Origin of the sequence: Candidatus Binatus sp., from assembly GCF_036567905.1 — a bacterium.
Lineage (GTDB): Bacteria > Desulfobacterota > Binatia > Binatales > Binataceae > Binatus.
Genome location: NZ_DATCTO010000013.1, coordinates 1 through 17,215 on the forward strand (window position 1 = coordinate 1; position 17,215 = coordinate 17,215).

18 protein-coding genes and 1 tRNA gene are annotated in these 17,215 nt (G+C 62.0%); 3 read left to right on the forward strand and 16 right to left on the reverse strand.

Annotation, left to right across the window (positions count from 1 at the left end; translation table 11 throughout):
* Positions 1 to 281: 281 nt before the first annotated feature.
* The 3 genes from VIO10_RS01935 to VIO10_RS01945 all read right to left on the reverse strand — a co-directional run bounded on the left by VIO10_RS01935 (position 282) and on the right by VIO10_RS01945 (position 4,248).
* Positions 282 to 545 carry a hypothetical protein gene (locus tag VIO10_RS01935; protein ID WP_331958500.1) on the reverse strand — a complete coding sequence of 88 codons (264 nt, stop codon included), beginning with the start codon at positions 543 to 545 and terminating at the stop codon, positions 282 to 284.
* Positions 546 to 1,295: 750 nt separating this feature from the next.
* Entirely contained in the window at positions 1,296 to 3,206 is a 1,911-nt protein-coding gene (locus tag VIO10_RS01940; protein ID WP_331958503.1) for an alkaline phosphatase family protein, read from the reverse strand.
* A gap of 73 nt (positions 3,207 to 3,279) precedes the next feature.
* A complete protein-coding gene (locus tag VIO10_RS01945; protein ID WP_331958506.1) occupies positions 3,280 to 4,248 on the reverse strand; it encodes an alpha/beta hydrolase family esterase in 969 nt (322 codons plus the stop codon).
* Between the two features lie 181 nt (positions 4,249 to 4,429).
* On the opposite strand from VIO10_RS01945, the gene VIO10_RS01950 reads away from it, so the two are divergent.
* On the forward strand, positions 4,430 to 5,350 hold the full coding sequence (locus VIO10_RS01950) for a methionyl-tRNA formyltransferase (protein WP_331958509.1): 921 nt from the start codon (positions 4,430 to 4,432) through the stop codon (positions 5,348 to 5,350).
* Between the two features lie 16 nt (positions 5,351 to 5,366).
* Here VIO10_RS01950 and VIO10_RS01955 read toward each other — a convergent pair whose 3' ends face one another.
* The gene (locus tag VIO10_RS01955; RefSeq protein ID WP_331958512.1) at positions 5,367 to 5,690 is read right to left on the reverse strand and encodes a hypothetical protein; all 324 of its coding nucleotides are present in this window, start codon (positions 5,688 to 5,690) and stop codon (positions 5,367 to 5,369) included.
* 237 nt (positions 5,691 to 5,927) lie between these two features.
* Between VIO10_RS01955 and VIO10_RS01960 the strand changes: the two genes are divergently transcribed.
* A complete protein-coding gene (locus tag VIO10_RS01960) occupies positions 5,928 to 6,932 on the forward strand; it encodes a hypothetical protein (RefSeq protein WP_331958514.1) in 1,005 nt (334 codons plus the stop codon).
* A 38-nt stretch (positions 6,933 to 6,970) separates the two neighbouring features.
* On the opposite strand, the gene VIO10_RS01965 is transcribed toward VIO10_RS01960, so the two are convergent.
* Positions 6,971 to 7,780 carry an SDR family NAD(P)-dependent oxidoreductase gene (locus VIO10_RS01965; protein ID WP_331958517.1) on the reverse strand — a complete coding sequence of 270 codons (810 nt, stop codon included), beginning with the start codon at positions 7,778 to 7,780 and terminating at the stop codon, positions 6,971 to 6,973.
* A 185-nt stretch (positions 7,781 to 7,965) separates the two neighbouring features.
* On the opposite strand from VIO10_RS01965, the gene VIO10_RS01970 reads away from it, so the two are divergent.
* Complete coding sequence (locus VIO10_RS01970; RefSeq protein ID WP_331958520.1) at positions 7,966 to 8,955, forward strand: SPL family radical SAM protein; 990 nt, start codon at positions 7,966 to 7,968, stop codon at positions 8,953 to 8,955.
* Here the strand turns inward: VIO10_RS01970 and VIO10_RS01975 are convergent.
* From VIO10_RS01975 to VIO10_RS02020, 11 genes are all read right to left on the reverse strand, one after another.
* On the reverse strand, positions 8,952 to 9,695 hold the full coding sequence (locus tag VIO10_RS01975; protein WP_331958523.1) for a hypothetical protein: 744 nt from the start codon (positions 9,693 to 9,695) through the stop codon (positions 8,952 to 8,954). The genes VIO10_RS01970 and VIO10_RS01975 overlap by 4 nt on opposite strands.
* Positions 9,696 to 9,795: 100 nt before the next feature.
* Positions 9,796 to 9,881, reverse strand: a tRNA-Leu gene (locus VIO10_RS01980).
* A gap of 77 nt (positions 9,882 to 9,958) precedes the next feature.
* Positions 9,959 to 10,342: a preprotein translocase subunit SecG gene (secG, locus tag VIO10_RS01985; RefSeq protein WP_331958526.1), complete on the reverse strand. Its 384-nt coding sequence runs from the start codon at positions 10,340 to 10,342 to the stop codon at positions 9,959 to 9,961.
* Between the two features lie 10 nt (positions 10,343 to 10,352).
* Entirely contained in the window at positions 10,353 to 11,126 is a 774-nt protein-coding gene (gene tpiA / locus VIO10_RS01990; RefSeq protein ID WP_331958529.1) for a triose-phosphate isomerase, read from the reverse strand.
* 25 nt (positions 11,127 to 11,151) lie between these two features.
* Positions 11,152 to 12,327 (reverse strand): phosphoglycerate kinase, encoded by a 1,176-nt coding sequence (locus tag VIO10_RS01995; RefSeq protein WP_331958532.1) that lies wholly within the window; start codon positions 12,325 to 12,327, stop codon positions 11,152 to 11,154.
* Positions 12,328 to 12,479: 152 nt separating this feature from the next.
* A complete protein-coding gene (locus VIO10_RS02000) occupies positions 12,480 to 13,415 on the reverse strand; it encodes a site-specific DNA-methyltransferase (RefSeq protein WP_331958535.1) in 936 nt (311 codons plus the stop codon).
* Between the two features lie 22 nt (positions 13,416 to 13,437).
* Positions 13,438 to 13,986, reverse strand: coding sequence for a hypothetical protein (locus VIO10_RS02005; RefSeq protein WP_331958538.1), 549 nt, complete (start codon positions 13,984 to 13,986; stop codon positions 13,438 to 13,440).
* Positions 13,983 to 14,204, reverse strand: coding sequence for a helix-turn-helix transcriptional regulator (locus VIO10_RS16155; protein WP_349259213.1), 222 nt, complete (start codon positions 14,202 to 14,204; stop codon positions 13,983 to 13,985). The genes VIO10_RS02005 and VIO10_RS16155 overlap by 4 nt, the downstream gene beginning before the upstream one ends.
* A gap of 204 nt (positions 14,205 to 14,408) precedes the next feature.
* Positions 14,409 to 15,413, reverse strand: a complete 1,005-nt coding sequence (gene gap / locus VIO10_RS02010; RefSeq protein ID WP_331958541.1) for a type I glyceraldehyde-3-phosphate dehydrogenase — start codon at positions 15,411 to 15,413, stop codon at positions 14,409 to 14,411.
* Positions 15,414 to 15,683: 270 nt separating this feature from the next.
* Positions 15,684 to 16,136, reverse strand: a complete 453-nt coding sequence (locus tag VIO10_RS02015; protein WP_331958544.1) for a MauE/DoxX family redox-associated membrane protein — start codon at positions 16,134 to 16,136, stop codon at positions 15,684 to 15,686.
* Positions 16,133 to 16,756, reverse strand: a complete 624-nt coding sequence (locus tag VIO10_RS02020; RefSeq protein ID WP_331958547.1) for a rhodanese-like domain-containing protein — start codon at positions 16,754 to 16,756, stop codon at positions 16,133 to 16,135. Before VIO10_RS02020 ends, VIO10_RS02015 begins: the two co-directional genes overlap by 4 nt.
* Between the last annotated feature and the right edge of the window lie 459 nt (positions 16,757 to 17,215).

Below are 17,215 nucleotides of genomic sequence, written 5' to 3' on the forward strand. Positions count from 1 at the left end.
CAGTCTCGGCGCCTTGACGCCAGCCGAGTTCGCAGCGTTAAAAAGACGGGAAACGCAACCGCCCGAGGAGGGCGAAAAAACCGGCGGACTCTACTTATGATTGGCGGGAAATTGGGGAGCAGGCCACTGGCATTCGATCCTGGCTGACTCCTCAGAGTTCCCCAGCACGACAGCTTAGCATCCCGAGCGAGGCCTTCCTCGCTGCCGCGCGATCCGAGCCGAGATTAGTGATCGCTGAGCATGCGCTTGATTACGCTGATAGTCTCAGCGACCTTCGCCACCTATTCGCAAATGACGCTGCGCTCGCGTTGGCGGACTATGCACAGAAGGTTGGGACAAATATAGGGGATTTGAGTGAGTTTTTTTTGCAACACGCTCTTCAGCACGCGTTGAACGGTCAAATCGTTATTGGATATAAGGTTACAATTGATAGTAGGGTCGTCATGAGAGGTTCGACGGAACAACACCTTACCAAAGGCAATAAGACTAACCGCGACAATGCTGCGCGAGTGTACTTCGACAGCATCGAATATCGAGGCCTTCATCTCGTGGCCGTCCTATACTGTGGTCCGCACCCACGGTCGAGTTTTCCGGTCGATGTAGATCTGAGCCATCTATTTGACCATTGAACCGCTGTCGCCTTCTCGCGCGCCCTCGTCCCGTAATCGCGCGACAATCGGGTAGGACAAAGGACTCTCCGTGCCGTGCTCCCGGGTTAGCCGCGCAAATGGATAAGATCCGGGGTCCCTCGGCTACGCTCGGGATGACGCAAAGATAAGAAGCGGACGGCTAAAGAATGGACGCAGAATCCTGAATCGCGCGCCCGTTGGCACGGGGCAGGGGTGACCCCTGCACCCACCGTTAAGAAAAGACGGCCGTTGGCACGGGAGGCCAGTATTAAGAAGGGGAAACAGGGCGCGCTGTAATCGGACCCTCACCTTCATCCTCTCCCTTACAGGGCGAGGAAATTAACGCGCAAGGCATGACGCAAAAACACAAGGCGCGGGCATCGAACCAGAACCATCAACAACCGCCTAATCCGCCCTCTAACCCTTCTAACAGGGCGAAGCCCGGCCGTTGGCACGGCTGGCCAGTATTAAGAGGCCGCGCGCGACAACGGAGCGCGGCCTTAACACTGGGTGCAGGGCTCAGCCCTGCGGTGCAGGGGTCACCCCTGGCCGTGGCGACGGCAGCGCAGTATTAAGCCGGTGGCAGGGGCCGCGCGCGACAACGGAGCGCGGCCTTAACACTGGGTGCAGGGCTCAGCCCTGCGGTGCAGGGGTCACCCCTGCCTTTTATGGTGAGCTGCCTAGCGGCTTATGCGCGACCGTCGAGCCGTCGAGATACGGCTCGTCGCCGAGCCAGGTCACTTGAATCGTCGTCACGGCCTCGACGCCTTGCAGCGTCAGGTCGGTCGTCATCGTTTGCGTATGCGCTCCTCCAGCGCCGTGGCGGCCATCGGTCAACGCCTCGGCCATCGCGCGCCCGGCGGGCGCCACACCGCCCGGGCCGATATTCGGCAGCATACCCAATATCTGCGTGATCGTCGGCGCAACGTCGATGTTCGCGGTGGGATTGAAATCGACGAACCCGCGCCGGAAGTCCGGGCCAATCGCAGCGCAAAAGTTATGAATCTCGCGCTCGCCTGCCGCGCCATGCATCCCCATCCCGGTCGTGAAGGTCTCGCTGGTCCCGCTATCCTCGTACACGAGTCCTTTTACCGGATGCACCAGTTCGGCGGACTTGTTGCGGGTCGAGACCTGTCCAGTCTCGCCGATCAGGAACGCGGGATTGCCCGGCCCGGTAAGGCCCTTGTTGTCGGCGTTGGGCTCCTCGCGAAATGAAATCACCAGGTCCGGCGAGCGCGCGGAATTGTAGAGACCCACGACGCGCTGGCTGAAGGTGCCGTCGATCCATCCGAGGTACGGTTTGGGCGCGCGCCGGCGGCGACGGCCACGACGGCTCGGCTCATCGGGCGCGGTGGCGGACTCGCGCGAGAAGATCGGTCCGCACCATTCCTGCGCCTCGGCGAAGTTGACGATCTTCTGCAGCACCGCGTGGCGCGACTGCGGCGTGGGAAATTCCGTCGGCGACAGGTAAACCAGGTCCGCGCCGCCGTTGGGGGCGACTATGATGTCGGTGCTGTCGTGCGATTTCTTGATTCCCGCCGCCACCAGCATTTCCGACAGAACGATTCGGAACTTAATCGTCGCGAAGCCGTGGTCCGAGACCACTATCAGGTCGGTTTTGTCCGCGATGCCCAGCGCGTCGATCGCCGCGCGAAGACGCATCAGGTTGTTGTCGCAAAGGCTGAGCGCCTCGATCGCGGGCGACGTGCCCAAGCCGGCAATGTGCTGCGTGAGATCGGGATTGTGCTGCCAGAAAACAACCAACGCAGGCCGGCCCGCATCCGCCGCGCGCTTGGCCGCCGGCAGCGCGTCTTCCACGGCCAGCCGCGCGAAGTACAAGTCGCGCTGCTCATCGGCGATCGGGGCTTTCGATTCGGGCGGCATCGCGGAGCTTATTTTCCGACTCACCGACTCGGGCTCGACCAGATCGTCCGAGGCGAACAGGTAATCCTTGTGAAGATCGCCGAGAATATCCTTGCCGTCGACGACCGTTTCAACGCGATTGTCAAACACCGAGGTCGGTCCCTGCTTGCCGATCACGGCGATGTAGCCGCCCTCGCGCGCGACTTCCTGCGTGATTGTGTCCAACCCGATCAGCCGGCCCTTGAATCCACCCGCGCCGTTTAAGTTGACGATTGCCCTGGCGCCCTCCGCCCAGACCATCCGACCCTCCGCGTCTTTCGCAATCGTGGGCGCCCCGGGCTTGGCCTCAAAGGGAAAAGTGTTGCCGATAGCCGGCGCCGCATCCGCCGGCACATAGAACACGTTGCCCTCGAGTCCGTTGACGCCGGGCGGCGCTCCGGTGGCAAGCGCGGTGGCGTTCACCATCGTAAGCGTCGGGAAGATCGCGTGATGGCGGTCAAAGCGCACGCCGTCGCGCGCCAGCCGGAAAAGATTCGGCGTGTCGCGTTGCGTGACGAAGTCTGGCCGCAGCCCATCCCACACCATCAGCACCACGATACGGCCGCGGCCGCGACGGGCACCCCAATGGTCTTGCGCCAGGCAGGGCGCGGCGACTGCGACTGCGAGTAAGAGGAGGATCGCGAGAATTTTGGGAGCGCGTCGAGTGAAGAACATTCGATCGGTCATCAAAGCGGGCTGCAACCGACCGTGTCAATCGTTCTTCGATGAAATTCAGCGAAGCATTGGCTCAAGGCGCCTGTGTCCGCGGATGCGCTTTGAAGAATTCCCAGATGACGTCGGTCGCGTTGAGACTGTTGCTCGGCTTGCCAACCCACTTCTCCGGCAGCTGATTGCGCCCGCCGGGCCACACATGGCCCAATCCTCTGACCCGGTAGTACTCGACCTCTCCGCCCTTGGCGCAGCGATCGTAGGTGATTTCGAGCACGCCGTTGCCGCGAGCCGTCTGCACTTCCGGTCCGCAGCCGAGCATCCGTTCCCACTCCTTGAGCGAATTCTCGACGGGCGGGTGGTACTGAGTCATCCCCCACGGGATTTTCACGTTGCCGCCGTCGATCGGGTTGAGCGGGTCTTTCGTTCCGATGATGAAGAGCAACGGAACGGGATACGTGAGTTGTTTTTCCTGGCACCAGAGATGGCCGGAGACGGGCGCGATCGCGGCGATTCGATTCGACAGGTTGAGTCCCACGCTGAACGTCATCGACGCGCCGTTGGAAAAGCCTGTGCAATAGATTCGGGCCGGGTCGGCGCCGTAGCGCGCCTCCAGGAAATCGATCATCGCGGAGATAAAGCCGAGGTCGTCCACCTTGTCCACGCCGATCGCGCCGCGGCCGGAGCCGTCGTTCCACAGCCGCGGATTGGTCAGGAATCGGGCCGGAAGCGCAGCGCGCGGCGGAGTGCCGTCGGGGAAAACCGCGATGAAGCCCTCGCGATCGGACTTCGCGCCCCATCCCGTCTGAGCGATCGCTTCCGCACCGCTGCCGCCCGCTCCGTGGAGCATAATCACCACCGGCAGTTTCGATTTGCCGTCGAACCGGGGAGGCAGATGCACGACGAACGTGCGCGCCGTCTTGCTGGCGCCGGCGCCGAGCTCGAGCGACTCGTCATGATTCCCCGCCGCCGGCACAGGCTGATACGCCGGCGCACCCGCCGTCGCGGAAAATACCACGGCCGTCAATATCACCGCGGCGACGGCCAATGAAAAAAGTGGAAAACTTGAAATGCCAAAACTGCGCATCGCTTGAGTTGCCCTGAAGCTCTGGTTCGATTCCCAGTTCAATGTACGCCGCAACTGACACGTCGTTTCAAGGTGCAAGTAGATTTTTGATTTGGTAGCGTGAGCGCAGAACTGCGCCGGAAACCTACGGAGGAACACCAGCTTGCGTATCGCACTGCTCGGCCAGGCTGCATTCGCGGAAAAGGCGCTCGAGGCGCTCGTCAATCACGGTGACGAAATCGTTCACGTCTTCGCGCCGCCCGATCCGCCCGCCGGCAAGGCGGACCCGCTGGCCGCCAAGGCGCGCACGATGGGCCTGCCGCTCAGCCAGCCCAAGTCGTTCAAGAACGACGCCGCGTTCGAGCATTTCAAAGCGCTGGACGCCGAGCTGGCCATCCTCGCGTTCGTCACCCTGATAATTCCCGAGCGGATTCTCTACGCGCCGCGCTACAAGTCGATCTGCTTTCACCCTTCCCTCCTCCCGCGCCATCGCGGCGCCAGCGGGATCAACTGGGCAATTATCCAGGGCGACGCGGAAACAGGAATCACCTGGTACTGGCCGGATAAGGGTATCGACACCGGACCGATCCTCGTTCAGAAGCGCGCGGCGATTGCGGAGAGTGACACCGTCGGCTCGATTTACTTCAACACGCTGTTCCCGATGGGAATCGACGCGATGGTCGAAGCGGTCGATCTGATCAAATCGGGCAACGCGCCCGCGCTCGTGCAGGACGAGAGCAAGGCGAGCTACGAGCCGCCGTGCCGCGACCAGCACGCGAAGATCGATTTTGCAAAACCGGCGCGCGAGGTCTTCAACCTGATTCGCGGATGCGACCCACAGCCGGGCGCGTTCGCCAGCGTCGGCGACAAACGCCTGCGCCTCTACGACGCCAGCTTCTCAGCAGGCCGCTCAGATGGCGATCCAGGAACGATAGCCGTTATCGATGCGGATGGAATGAAAATCGCGCTAGCGGGCGGGACGATTACGGTCAAGCGAGCGCGAATCGATCCAAATCCAAAGAAGGTAGCACCCGCCGAGCTCGCAGCTGCCGGCGATCTCAAAGTCGGCACCAAGCTGACGTAGGTTGTCCGCGCCGCCGTTATTTTGCTTTTGGCTTGAGGCGGGGATCGTCGGCCGAGACGCACACGGATTCCTCCATCCGTCTGCTCATTTCCGACTTACTAAGGGGATGCATTTTGGCCTTCAGCGTGGCCTGCGCGGCTATTTGATATTCGGATGGTGTCATTGGGTTTTCGATTGAGTCCTTCAGAGACGCCTCGCATTCCTTCGCGGAGTCAAAGCTCACGCTTTTTCTCCACTTCGACAAGGGCGCACCTGCGTCAACTCTGTTGTCGGCATTGATCGGCGGGATCATCAGATACCAGGCAACGATCGCGAGCGCGGCGCCGTGTCGAAGCTTCATGCGCATCTCTCTATCAAGGCGCGCCGCAAACCAGAAGATGCTCCGCCCGGCCAAGTTCTAACCGGGACGAAGTCCCGCATCTTTTCTTAACATTGGGGGCAGGGGTCACCCCTGCCCAAGGAAGCACGAAGCCCACGGTGGGTTTCGTTACAATCAAGTTCTTCTCCTTCCTCGCCGCTGTTGCGTCCGAGTCGTTTGCGCTACGATCGGTCGCGCTCACGAGAGGTGTACACTGGGATGCGTCTGTGCATCGGGACGGCCAAGGGCATTGTGATTCTGGATCCCTCGCGCGGCGGGGCTCCGCTGATGGTGCTTGCCGATCCGTCAGCCGTCTGGTGCATGGCGCAGGATACCGTCGATCCCACGCTAATCTACGCCGGTTCAACCGAGAGCATCCGCGGCAAGGGCACGCTCGCGCGATCGACCGACGGCGGCAGAACCTGGACCGACGTGACTCCCCCGCTCGCGCGCGAGGAAGAGGTCTGGTCGATCGCCGCCTCTCCCGCGGTGAAGGATCGCGTATTCATCGGAACGTCGCACGCCCGCCTGTTCCGCAGCGACGATCGCGGGCGCATCTTCAAGGAATCCGACGGCTTCCTGAAAATCCCGGGGCGCGACCGCTGGACGTTTCCGCCGGCGCCGCATATCCCGCACGTGCGTTCCATCGCCTTCGATCCGCATGACCCGTCCACGATGTACGTCGGCGTCGAGGAGGGCGGCGTCTTCCGCTCGCGCAGCGACGGCGCGTCCTTCGAGCCGCTCAACGACGGTCTCCATTGGGATGTTCATACCGTCGCGGTGGACTCGCGCGATTCGCACCGCCTCTACGCCACCACCGGCAATGGGTTCTACTTGTCCGGCAACGCCGGCAAATCGTGGCAACACGTGACGCGCGGGCTCAACCGCACCTACACTGTCCCGCTGCTGGTAAGCCGGCCGGACAGCGAAGACGTTTTTACCGTGGCCGCGATGGGCCCGCCGCCCACCTGGCGGGTCGGACCGGCCGGCGCCGACGCGATGCTGTTCCGCAGCGGCGATCGCGGCGAAAGTTTTACGCCGATTTCCACCGAACAGAGTTTTGGGCGCGGCATGGTGATGCGGCTGAAGGCCGATCCGGAGAACGGCGGCTTCTTCGCGGTCTGCAACGACGGCGCCGTCGTTCGCGCAACCGCTGACGGGTCGTCGCTCGCGACGATCGCGGAGAAACTGCCGCCCGCCTACGATCTCGCGACAATTCCATGAGCGAGTTGCCGGCGGTTCGAACAAGCTGACTATTCGCTTTACCGCAGCTCTTGCGGGGTCGACCCTTCGGTCACCTTCTTCGCGATGATCACCGCCGTCGATCGAGGCACCAGCCGCGTCGCATTGGCGCGCACCCAGTTGAACCATCCCGAGATAACGCTCGGCTGCTTGCCGAGCGCGTCGAGCGCGACCCGCACCACATTTTCCGCCGGCTCGCCGTGGTCAGGCCCCACGCTCTCCCCCGCCACTGCCTGGAACTCGGTCTTCGTGGCGCCCGGCTCTATCACCAGCGCATCGATGCCCGTCCCGCGCAGCTCGCCCCACAACCCCTCGCCGAACAGCAGATCGAATCCCTTGGTTGCGCTGTAAACCGCGTGCAGCGGCAGCGGCTGGCGTCCCGCCACCGATCCCACAATGATCACCGCGCCGCGTCCACGCTTGACCATCCCGGGCATGATGCGGCTGGTCAGCACCACCGGCACGACGCAGTTCACGACCACCATCGCGCGCAGCCGGTCGATTGCCTGCTTGTCGAAACGGCCCGCGTAGCCGAAGCCGGCGTTGTTGACCAGAAATGCGATCGGCAAATCCGCGACTGCGTCGGCCAGACGATCCGCGCCGTCCGGCGCCGCGAGATCGGCCGCGACCACCCGCGTATCGACGTGAAAATTCTGGCGCAGTTCCGCGGCGAGCGCATTGAGCCGTTCCTCGCGCCTGGCCGTCAGCACTATCGACATGCCCTCGCGCGCAAGCGCCCGCGCAAACTCAAGGCCAATTCCCGCCGACGCGCCCGTCACGAGAGCCCATTCGCCGTACTTCTCACGATATTTGCGCCCATTATCTGCCATCGCGATCTCCTCCCGCTGCGACGCGCTACCCCGCGCCACGCGCTCCGTATAGAACCTAGCAGCTTTGCCGCAGCAGATACTCCTGCATTTCCTCGGATGACGCCGAAATCCCGCCCAGCGCAAAGACGTCTGGCCGACACAGCTTGACTTTAGCGAAGAAAAAGCGAAAATAGCCGTGCCGTCAGATGAAAGCCGTCGCCACATTGCCGCTCTATTCGGCCCCGCCCGAAGACCTCGAAGCCACCCGCGGCGTCGAGTTTATCGAGATGCCGGTGCGGCAGATTCTCAATCGATGCGACAGCCCGCGCGTGCCGTTTCGATGGACGATCAACCCGTATCGCGGCTGCGAGTTCGGATGCGGGTACTGCTACGCGCGCTACACTCACGATTTTCTCGAGCTGCGCGACCCGATGGACTTCGAGCGCAGAATTTTCGTCAAGCGGATGGCGGCCGAGGTGCTGGCGCGCACGCTCTCGCGCACGCCGATCGGCACCGACGCGATCGCAATCGGCACGGCGACCGACCCGTATCAGCCGGCCGAGCGGAAATACGGGCTGACGCGCTCGATGCTCGAGGTTTTTGCGCAACTGTCGGGGCTGGAGCTGTCGATCACGACCAAATCCAGCTTGATCGTCCGCGACCTCGAGTGGCTCAAAAAGATTAATCGGCGCTCGAAGCTGTCGGTGAACTTCTCGCTGATAACGCTCGATCGAAAACTGCAACGAATCCTCGAGCCGCGAGCGCCGCGTCCGGGCCTGCGGCTGCGCGCGCTGCTGGAGCTGGCGCGGGCGGGTATCCGGTGCAACGTGCTGATGATGCCGATGATTCCGGGGCTGACGGACGATCCCGCGGCGATCGAGAGCGTGATTCGCGGAGCGCATCGCGCGGGCGCGTCGGCAGTGTGGTGGCGTTCGCTGTTTCTAAAACCCGCGGCGGCGCGCCGCTTCATTCCATTGGTCAGGGAGCGATTCCCGCATCTGGCGGAGCGTATCGACATGTTTTACGCGCGCGCCGAGTACGTTCCGCGTGCGTACGACGATCGGATGGGCGTGATTTTCGATCGCATTCGCGCGCGCTACGGCTTCCCTATCGAGCACGAACGCTGCACGGTGCGGCCGGCCGCCGCGCCGCAGCCGCGCCAGTTATCGCTCGGCGGCCTTGTGGAATTTCGCTAGTACCCAATGAAAACCGGCATGTACCTGGTTACTTCGACGTCGTAGCCTTCGATTTTCGGCGGTGCGGCGCGCCGAACTTTGTCGAGGCTCGCGTCTTCCTCGACTTCCACGTTGATGAAGATGCCGTCATCCGTGGGATCGAGCTCGACCTTGGCCACGTGCGGGATTTTCGTCAGTTCGTCGAGATGGCGTCGTCGCGCTTCGTCGGCCGCCTGCAGCTCGGGACTGTAGCTCGCGTCTGCTACCAGATCGAATGTGGTCGTTCGCGATTTGCCGCCTTTGCCGATGATTACTTTCACCTGCCCACGGCTGGCGCCCGATTGCTCTGGACAGAACCTGATTTCCGCGGCGCAGCGCTTTCCGGGGAGCAGATGGCCGCACGGATCGGGCTTCGAGCAGTCTCGTTCTTCTCCGTTTGGACTCTCACCCAAACCCCAGGACCCGGTCCCGCTAGTATCTTCCTCCGAAAAACCTGCACCGCTGAACTCGAGCTTCACTTCGACCGGCGCGTCGGAGTTGTTGGTGACGGCAACGGTGTCGCATGAGGAGCATTTCTGAAACTCGGCGCTCGCGCATCTGGACTCCGCGGACGGCTTCGGCGGCGGCATCGATGGGCCGCATTGCCACTTGCCGTAGTCGGAATCGTTAAGAAGACCGACCTGAACTGTGCCGGCGCTGAGGGACGCCGCCCGGATCAGCAGAACAGCCGCCGCAAGCGCAACTTTAGATGCGATTCCCATTACCCCCGAATCTCAGGATGACACAAAAGAACTCTGACAGGGACGAAGTCCCGCATCTTTTCTTTCTTTTCGTAATACTGGGTGCAGGGGTTGCCCCTGCTGGTGCGCGGGGCGGGACTTGAACCCGCACGGTATTGCTACCACCAGCCCCTCAAACTGGCGTGTCTGCCATTCCACCACCCGCGCATCGTGCATGCCGGCCGGAGCGAGGTTGAGGGTCTGAGCGCTCCGGCGCGAATTCGAAAGTACAGCTACTGCTTCTATTACTTCGCCGACGACGGCGTCGCGGCTCCGGCGGGAGGTTGACCGGCCGGGGCCGGCGCCGCGGGAAGCGCGTTTTTGGGCGCCTGCTTCGACGCCGGCATCACGCTCGACGCGGGCGCCGACGAAAACGGCCGATCGAAGATACTGCCGGTCACGCGCCGCGCCGAACTCAGCGCCAGGAAGATCGAGCTGGCGAAAAAAATAATCGCCAGCGTCCAGGTCGCCTTGGTCAGCGCGTTGCCTGCGCCGCTGGCGCCGAAGACGGTCTGGCTCGAGCCGCCGAAAACGGCGCCGACTTCCGCACCCTTGCCCTGCTGCAGCAGGATAATGATGCACATAGCCACGCAGACGATCACGTGAATCGAAACGACGATTGAAACCATTTTGTCTTCTTCAGCGAGTCCGCGCCCGAACGATGCGCGCGAACGAGTCAGCCTTTAAGCTTGCCCCGCCGACCAGAGCCCCGTCAATATCGGGCTTGGAGACGAGCGAGTCAACATTGTCGGCGTTTACGCTGCCGCCGTAGATAATCCGCATCGCCGACGCGCGCTCGGGGCCGTAGCGTTGGAGGATGGCGCCGCGGATCGCTGCGTGGACAGAATCGGCCTGGTCGGGCGTCGCGTTGCGCCCGGTGCCAATCGCCCACACCGGCTCGTACGCAATCGCGACTGCGCTGACATGATCGTCGCCAACGTTCTCGAGCCCGAGCCGAAGCTGGCGCAGCACGACATCGAGCGCACGGCCGCTGTCGTGTTCCGCCTGGGTTTCGCCGACGCACAGAATCGGCGCCATTGCGTGCTTGAGCGCGGCCAGCACTTTGCGGTTAATCAGTTCGTCGCTTTCATGAAAGATGTGGCGGCGCTCCGAATGGCCGGCGATGACGCAGGTCACGCCATAGGCCTTCAGCATCGGCGGCGACACTTCGCCGGTGAACGCGCCTTTATCCTCGTAGTGCATATTTTGCGCGCCCAGCAGGATCGACGAGCCCGCGAGCGCATCCGCCACGGCCGGGATGAGAATGGCGGGCGGCGCGACCATCACGTCGCGATCTTTGGCCAGCGCCGCGGCGTCGCGATCGATCTCGGCGCGGATAGCGGCGATGAGCGCGCGGGCCTCGAGCGGCCCAAGATTCATCTTCCAGTTTCCGGCGATTAGTTTTTTGCGCACGCGCGTCCTTCTTGTGTGTACGATGTCAGACTTCGAGCGCCTTCACGCCCGGCAGCTCGCGACCTTCGAGAAATTCCAGCGTGGCTCCGCCGCCGGTCGAGATATGGGTGAACTTGCTCGCCCACGGCGCATGGGCGAAGGCCGCAGCCGTGTCGCCGCCGCCGATAATCGAAATGACGCCCGCTTGATTGGCGAGCGCCTCGCCGACTCGCAGGGTGGCGCCGGCGAACGCCGGGAGCTCGAAAAATCCGAGCGGGCCGTTCCATATAACGGTTTTGGCGCGGGCGATTTCCGCGATAAACGCCGCCGCGGTATCCGGTCCGATGTCGAGCCCGATCATGTCGGAGGGAATAACGGCGACGGTATGAGGAGTCGCGTCGGCTTCGGGAGCGGATGCGACAATATGATCCGACGGCAGGACGATTTTGACGCCTTTGCGCGCGGCCTCGGCGAGCAATTCCTTTGCCAGCTCGAGCTTGTCGTCTTCGACGCGCGAGCGGCCGACGGCGACGCCCTGAGCCTTGAGAAACGTGTACGCCATCGCGCCGCCAATCAGGATCGCATCGACCTTGGTCAGCAGATTTCTGATGAGGCCGATCTTGTCGGAGACTTTTGCGCCGCCCAGGATCGCGACCGACGGGTGCTGCGGATTCTCGGTGACCGCGCGCAACGCCTGGAGCTCGCGCATCATCAGGAATCCGGCCGCGCGCTCGGCGATGAAGCGTGTGACGCCGACGGTCGAGGCGTGCGCGCGATGAGCGGAGCCGAAGCCGTCGTTCACGTAGACCTGTTTGTGGCGCGCCAGCTCATGCGAGAAGTCGCGATCGTTGGCTTCCTCTTCTTTGTGGAAGCGCAGATTTTCGAGCAGGATCGCGTCGCCCGGCTTGAGCGCCTCGATCATTTTGCCGGTGTGATCGCCGATGCAGTCGGGCGCGAGCGCAACCTTGCGCCCGAGCGCCTTGGATAGATACTCGGCGACCGGCTTGAGGCTGAGCGCGGCGCTGCGCTCTTTGGGACGCCCCAGATGCGAGCAGAGCACCGCGGTTGCGCCGTGGTCGAGGAGGTAGCGGATGGTGTCGAGGCTCGCGTCGATTCGCGCCGGGTCCTGGATTTTTCCCTCGGCGATCGGCACGTTAAAATCGCATCGCACAAGCACCTTCTTGTCTTTGAACTGAAGGCGCGTAATCGGTACTACGGGCATCTGGGGCGCCTGCTCAATCTCGGGTCGCTACTGACGCATTTTGAATTTTGCCACACTTCGGGCGAGTAATTTAACAGGATGCGGAAAAACATGCGATTGGAAAGAGCATTGCTTTTCACGGCAATGGAACGAGGTGCACTCGCGCCGTCTACTTAAAAGAGCGATGTCTGTAGTGCGCGTGGAGCCGGTTCTGCCAGCCGTTCCGGTAGGCGCGCCAATTCGCCCTCGAATCGAAACCTGCTCGCCTCAAGGTAGGGCGAGTGACTCTCGATGGCTATCCATTTGCGGCCCTCGCGTTCGCAAGCCTCGCCCGTCGTGTTGCTTCCAGCAAAGGGGTCGAGAACCAAATCGCCAAGGTCGGTAAGGAATCGAATGAAGAAAGCCGGCACCTGAACAGGAAAACGAGCCGGATGAGGCTTGATATTGTTCAGCTTGCATAGTTCAAGATAGCGCCCGTTGGCGTCGTTGTTGCCGTGCACCAGAAGATTCGATGGAATGGAACCGCCGCGATCGGTGAATTTCTTCGTAATGATATGTCCGGACGGACGGACTTTCGGTCTGTATCCGCGTTTTACCAGCCGTCGCATGTCTGGGCTGTATTCATTCAGCACGCGCTGATTGTCCGCCTTCGGGTCGGGCGTCTTTGACAGCCACCAAAGACAGTTGACTGCGTCTTTCATCCGGACCTTTCGGACTGTTACCCATTCTGCGGGTGAGGGAAGCTTCGCTGGATTGTACCAATAGAATTCTTGCGCCAGGTAGAAACCGACCTCCCGAACCAGAGCAATCAACAAATCGAAATGATACAAGGAGCGGGTCGGCTTACCGGGTGTCCAGGCACCGCCGATGTCGATCACAAAACTGCCGTCGTCTCGCAAGAGGCGGTGTACTTCGCGTGCGAACGGTAGAAACCACTCCACGTAATCGCGCTGGTTCGCGTTGCCGTATTCCTTCTTGAAGTGAAGTGCATAGGGCGGTGAGGTGAAAGCGAGATTGACGGTCCCAGCCGCAAGCCCGGGCATAAAGGGCAGGGAATCCGCTGCGTAGGCGCGACCCAGCTTCGTTTCGTAAAGCGGTTTCGTCGGCAACTGCGGGTCGCCGGAGTGCCCGCTACTTAATCGCGTCCTTGAAGGCATCTAATAGATCATAGCTCCAAAAGCCTTCCGGTTGGAGCGGAACGGGCTGCATTATCGTAAGAAATTCTGCTAGCGGCTTGGGCCGTCTGGTGAGACGGCGGGTCGCCACAAAAAGGTATTCCCACTTTCCGGTGAAATTAAAGAGACACGCAGCGAGCACGTCGAATTCCTCCGGCTTGTAGCCGCGTGTAGGCTCGCCTTTCTTGTTGTTGCGGGTCTTCTGGAGTTCGACGCGCGCCGATTCCTTAGGATGTTTGGTCTGGCCAGGCGACCGGACGTTCTTGCACTCGACCTTAAACTCCCGACCTGCATAGGACACGACAAAATCTGGTTGACCGTCCTTGTCTTGCCAGATGACGCTTTGGAGAGCACTTTCCTGTTGCATTTGTTCGAGCTTCTGAAAGAGGAACCACTCGGCAAGCTTGCCCTTCACGTCCACCTGCGCTCGAAATCCGCGCTCTATAGCGGACAGAATATCCCATGCTGTGGTGTCCCATTTCTCTTCGAGCGGATGCTTCTTCATCTCGCACCGCGCTCGGGAAAAAGCTCGCGCACCGCCACGCCAAGGGCTTGCGCAAGGTCACAAATAACGCGGAGAGTGGGATTCCTCTCACCCCGCTCGATACCGCCGACATAGGTCCAGTGTCGCCCGCATTTGACGGCGAGAGCTTCCTGGGTCCAACCTCGCTGTTCGCGAAGCTCGCGAACGCGTCGGCCGAATACGATAGAGGGCGACGCCACAATCGCATGAAAGCCGAAATGAAGACGATGTTTCTAGAGACTATAAGTATTGTGCACCATGCGCCGCGCGCCATGCTCGCCGAGATCCACAATGGGTTCACCGAGGGCTTCGACACGGCAGACCTGAAGAACGCCAAGGCGCTGCTCGAGGAGCTAAACGCTCAGCCGGTTCGGTCTGACCTCAGGCTGAAATACTCCGATGCGCTACAGGCGCTCCGCGACGAACGCGGCGACGTCCGCGAGCCGGTTCGAGTAGCCCCATTCGTTGTCGTACCACGAAAATACTTTCACCAGCCTGTTTCCAATCACCTTGGTCAACGGCGCGTCGAAGATCGACGAATGCGGATCGCCGTTGAGATCGATCGAGACGATGGGCGCGTCGCTGTAGGCGAGAATCCCCTTGAGCGGGCCGTCGGCCGCCGCCTTCATCGCGGCGTTGACGGATTTTACCTCGGCGTCCTTGTCAAGCGTCACGGTCAGGTCAACCAGCGAGACGTTCGCCGTCGGCACTCTGATCGCGAGTCCGTCGAGCTTGCCCTTGAGCGCGGGCAGCACCAGGCCGATCGCTTTGGCGGCGCCGGTCGAGGTCGGGATCATCGAGACCGCGGCGGAGCGCGCGCGCCGCAAATCCTTGTGCGGCCCATCCTGCAGGTTCTGATCCGAGGTGTAGCTATGCACCGTGGTCATCAGGCCGTGGACGATTCCGAAGCTGTCGTGCAGGACCTTGCCGATCGGCGCGAGGCAGTTGGTGGTGCACGAGGCGTTGGAAATCACGTCGTGCTTATTCGCGTCGTAAGCATCCTGGTTGACGCCCAGGCATAGCGTGACGTCGGCGCCGTCGGCGGGCGCGCTGATAACGACTTTTTTCGCGCCGGCGGAAAGATGCATCGCGGCCTTGTCGCGCGCCGTGAACAGGCCGGTGGATTCGACGACCACCTGCACGCCGAGTTTGCTCCACGGCAATTTGGCGGGATCGCGCTCCGCCAGCACCTGGAGCGGCTTGCCGTCGAGGAAAATAATCCCGCCTTCGGCCTTGACCTCATGGCGCAGGGTGCCGTGGATGGAATCGTATTTGAGCAGATGCGCGAGGGTGGGCGCGTCGGTGATGTCGTTGACGGCTACGATCTCGAGTTCCTTTTTGGCCAGGGCCGCGCGCAGGAACATTCTGCCGATCCGGCCGAATCCGTTTATCCCGACTTTTATCGCCACCGAAGGATCCTCCCGAGAGTGCGTTGCGTATCAGTGAAAAAGTGAACCCCTAAAGTACAACGACCCGAACCTTAAATAAGTCCGGGTCCGATGTGCAAGGGCGCTTCGACGGTTAATTCTACGCCGAGAAGGGTCGCGAATGTACGGGGCAGGGCTGAGCCCTGCACCCAGTAGTAATAAGACGCGAAAATCTGCGCAGCGCATCTTTTCGCGACTACGCGACGGAGCAGCCGCTGCCCTGACGGCCTCTTAGAACAGGTCAAGGGGGATCTACGGCGCCTGCGCCGGCAGCCGGGTAATCGAGCGCAAATATACGAACACCGCGCCCGAGAACAACACCACGTCCAGCGCGAGCTCTTGCCACATTCTCGATCGCGATGGCGCGCCGACCCCGAAGCAGCCGCAGTCGAGCGTGAGGCCTCGAAGCAGCGCGGACGCCAACGCCGTGAAAAACACCACAGAAATGACGGCGACCGCAAGCGCTCCGACCCGCCTGGTCCGTGACCCGAGCAACAAGACGCCGCATGCGATCTCGAATGGCGGCAGACCCAGCGCGAGCAGGTTGATGAATACCGCTGGCACGATCGCGAATGCAGCAGTGCTATCGGCGAACTGCAGCGGGTCGCGGATCTTGTCGATGCCCGCGTAAATGAATACGGCGGCCACGGCTATGCTGACCGCGAGCACCGCATAGTTGCGGCGCGAATTGTCCTGAGGCATCATCGTCCGCTCCCTGTAGCGGCCGGCAGCCCCGCCGCCGACCATGCATCCCATCCGCCGGTGAAGACGCTGACGTTGCCGAAGCCGAGACTCAGCAACGCGTTGGCGACGAGCCGGCTGTCATGGCATTCACCGCCCGAGCAGTACACGATGATCGGCTTGTCAGTGGCGGCTTTCAGCACGCCGGCCAGGCCCCGATAGTCGCGGGCGAAGTCGTCTCGCGCGAGATTCAATGCTCCCGGTACGTGCCCCTGCTCGAAGAACACGGACGGCCGGGCATCAAGGATGAGTGCGCTTTTGCTCTCGACGGCTGAACGGAATTCGTCAAGTCCGACAGTTGCTGCCGGCGCGATCTTGAACGGCGCCGCCGCAACCAAAGTCGTCAGCTCAGCATCGAAGCGCTGCTCCGGCGTTTGATAGACGATAGGAAGCGGACCGGGCGAAAACCGGTTAATCGCGAGTCCAGCCGCCAGGGACGCGATCGCGAGCATCGCAACCCGGCCGAGATCGCGCACAACCTGCGAGGCGAGACTCCTCGCTTGAGGCAGGGGCGCCGGATCTTGAGCGGCGATCGACACTGCTGAAGTCCGCCAATTGCGCGAGGTCACGTCGGAGTTGGGCACTGGCTCAGTTGAAGCGCCTCAATTGTGCCGGTCCGGAGACGGCGGCAGTGGGGAATATTGGCTCTGTGCAAATCGCCACGCGGAGATCCCAATGAGAAAGTAAAAGACCGTCAGCAGGCTTAATGGAACGATCCCGAGAACGTAAGGCCATTGGCGCATCAGGGGCAGATAAGCGTTTGGGAAAAAAACCTGGACTAAGAGCGTGACTAGTCCGACCGCTGCAAGCGCAAAACAAACCCGGTGAAGCGGCACGTTCTTGAGAGGATCGAACTTGACCACGTCCGCTCTTATAGCACGGATTCCGGCGAGTAGGTCATCTGCCGGCGTAGCGCGATGCAGGCGCATCACGGGAAACCTGCCGTGCTGGTTTTGGACGCGCCGATAGCGTTATAGTCAGTCGATCTTCAGCCGAATGATTCCGGCGAGTAGGCTCACCTGCTGGCGAGGGGCGACGCGGGT

Coding starts and splice junctions, on each gene's coding strand:
- VIO10_RS01935 (WP_331958500.1), bottom strand. CDS start 545: ATGAAGGCCTCGATATTCGATGCTGTCGAAGTACACTCGCGCAGCATT.
- VIO10_RS01940 (WP_331958503.1), bottom strand. CDS start 3,206: ATGTTCTTCACTCGACGCGCTCCCAAAATTCTCGCGATCCTCCTCTTA.
- VIO10_RS01955 (WP_331958512.1), bottom strand. CDS start 5,690: ATGAAGCTTCGACACGGCGCCGCGCTCGCGATCGTTGCCTGGTATCTG.
- VIO10_RS01960 (WP_331958514.1), top strand. CDS start 5,928: ATGCGTCTGTGCATCGGGACGGCCAAGGGCATTGTGATTCTGGATCCC.
- VIO10_RS01965 (WP_331958517.1), bottom strand. CDS start 7,780: ATGGCAGATAATGGGCGCAAATATCGTGAGAAGTACGGCGAATGGGCT.
- VIO10_RS01970 (WP_331958520.1), top strand. CDS start 7,966: ATGAAAGCCGTCGCCACATTGCCGCTCTATTCGGCCCCGCCCGAAGAC.
- VIO10_RS01975 (WP_331958523.1), bottom strand. CDS start 9,695: ATGGGAATCGCATCTAAAGTTGCGCTTGCGGCGGCTGTTCTGCTGATC.
- secG (WP_331958526.1), bottom strand. CDS start 10,342: ATGGTTTCAATCGTCGTTTCGATTCACGTGATCGTCTGCGTGGCTATG.
- VIO10_RS01995 (WP_331958532.1), bottom strand. CDS start 12,327: ATGCCCGTAGTACCGATTACGCGCCTTCAGTTCAAAGACAAGAAGGTG.
- VIO10_RS02005 (WP_331958538.1), bottom strand. CDS start 13,986: ATGAAGAAGCATCCGCTCGAAGAGAAATGGGACACCACAGCATGGGAT.
- VIO10_RS02015 (WP_331958544.1), bottom strand. CDS start 16,136: ATGATGCCTCAGGACAATTCGCGCCGCAACTATGCGGTGCTCGCGGTC.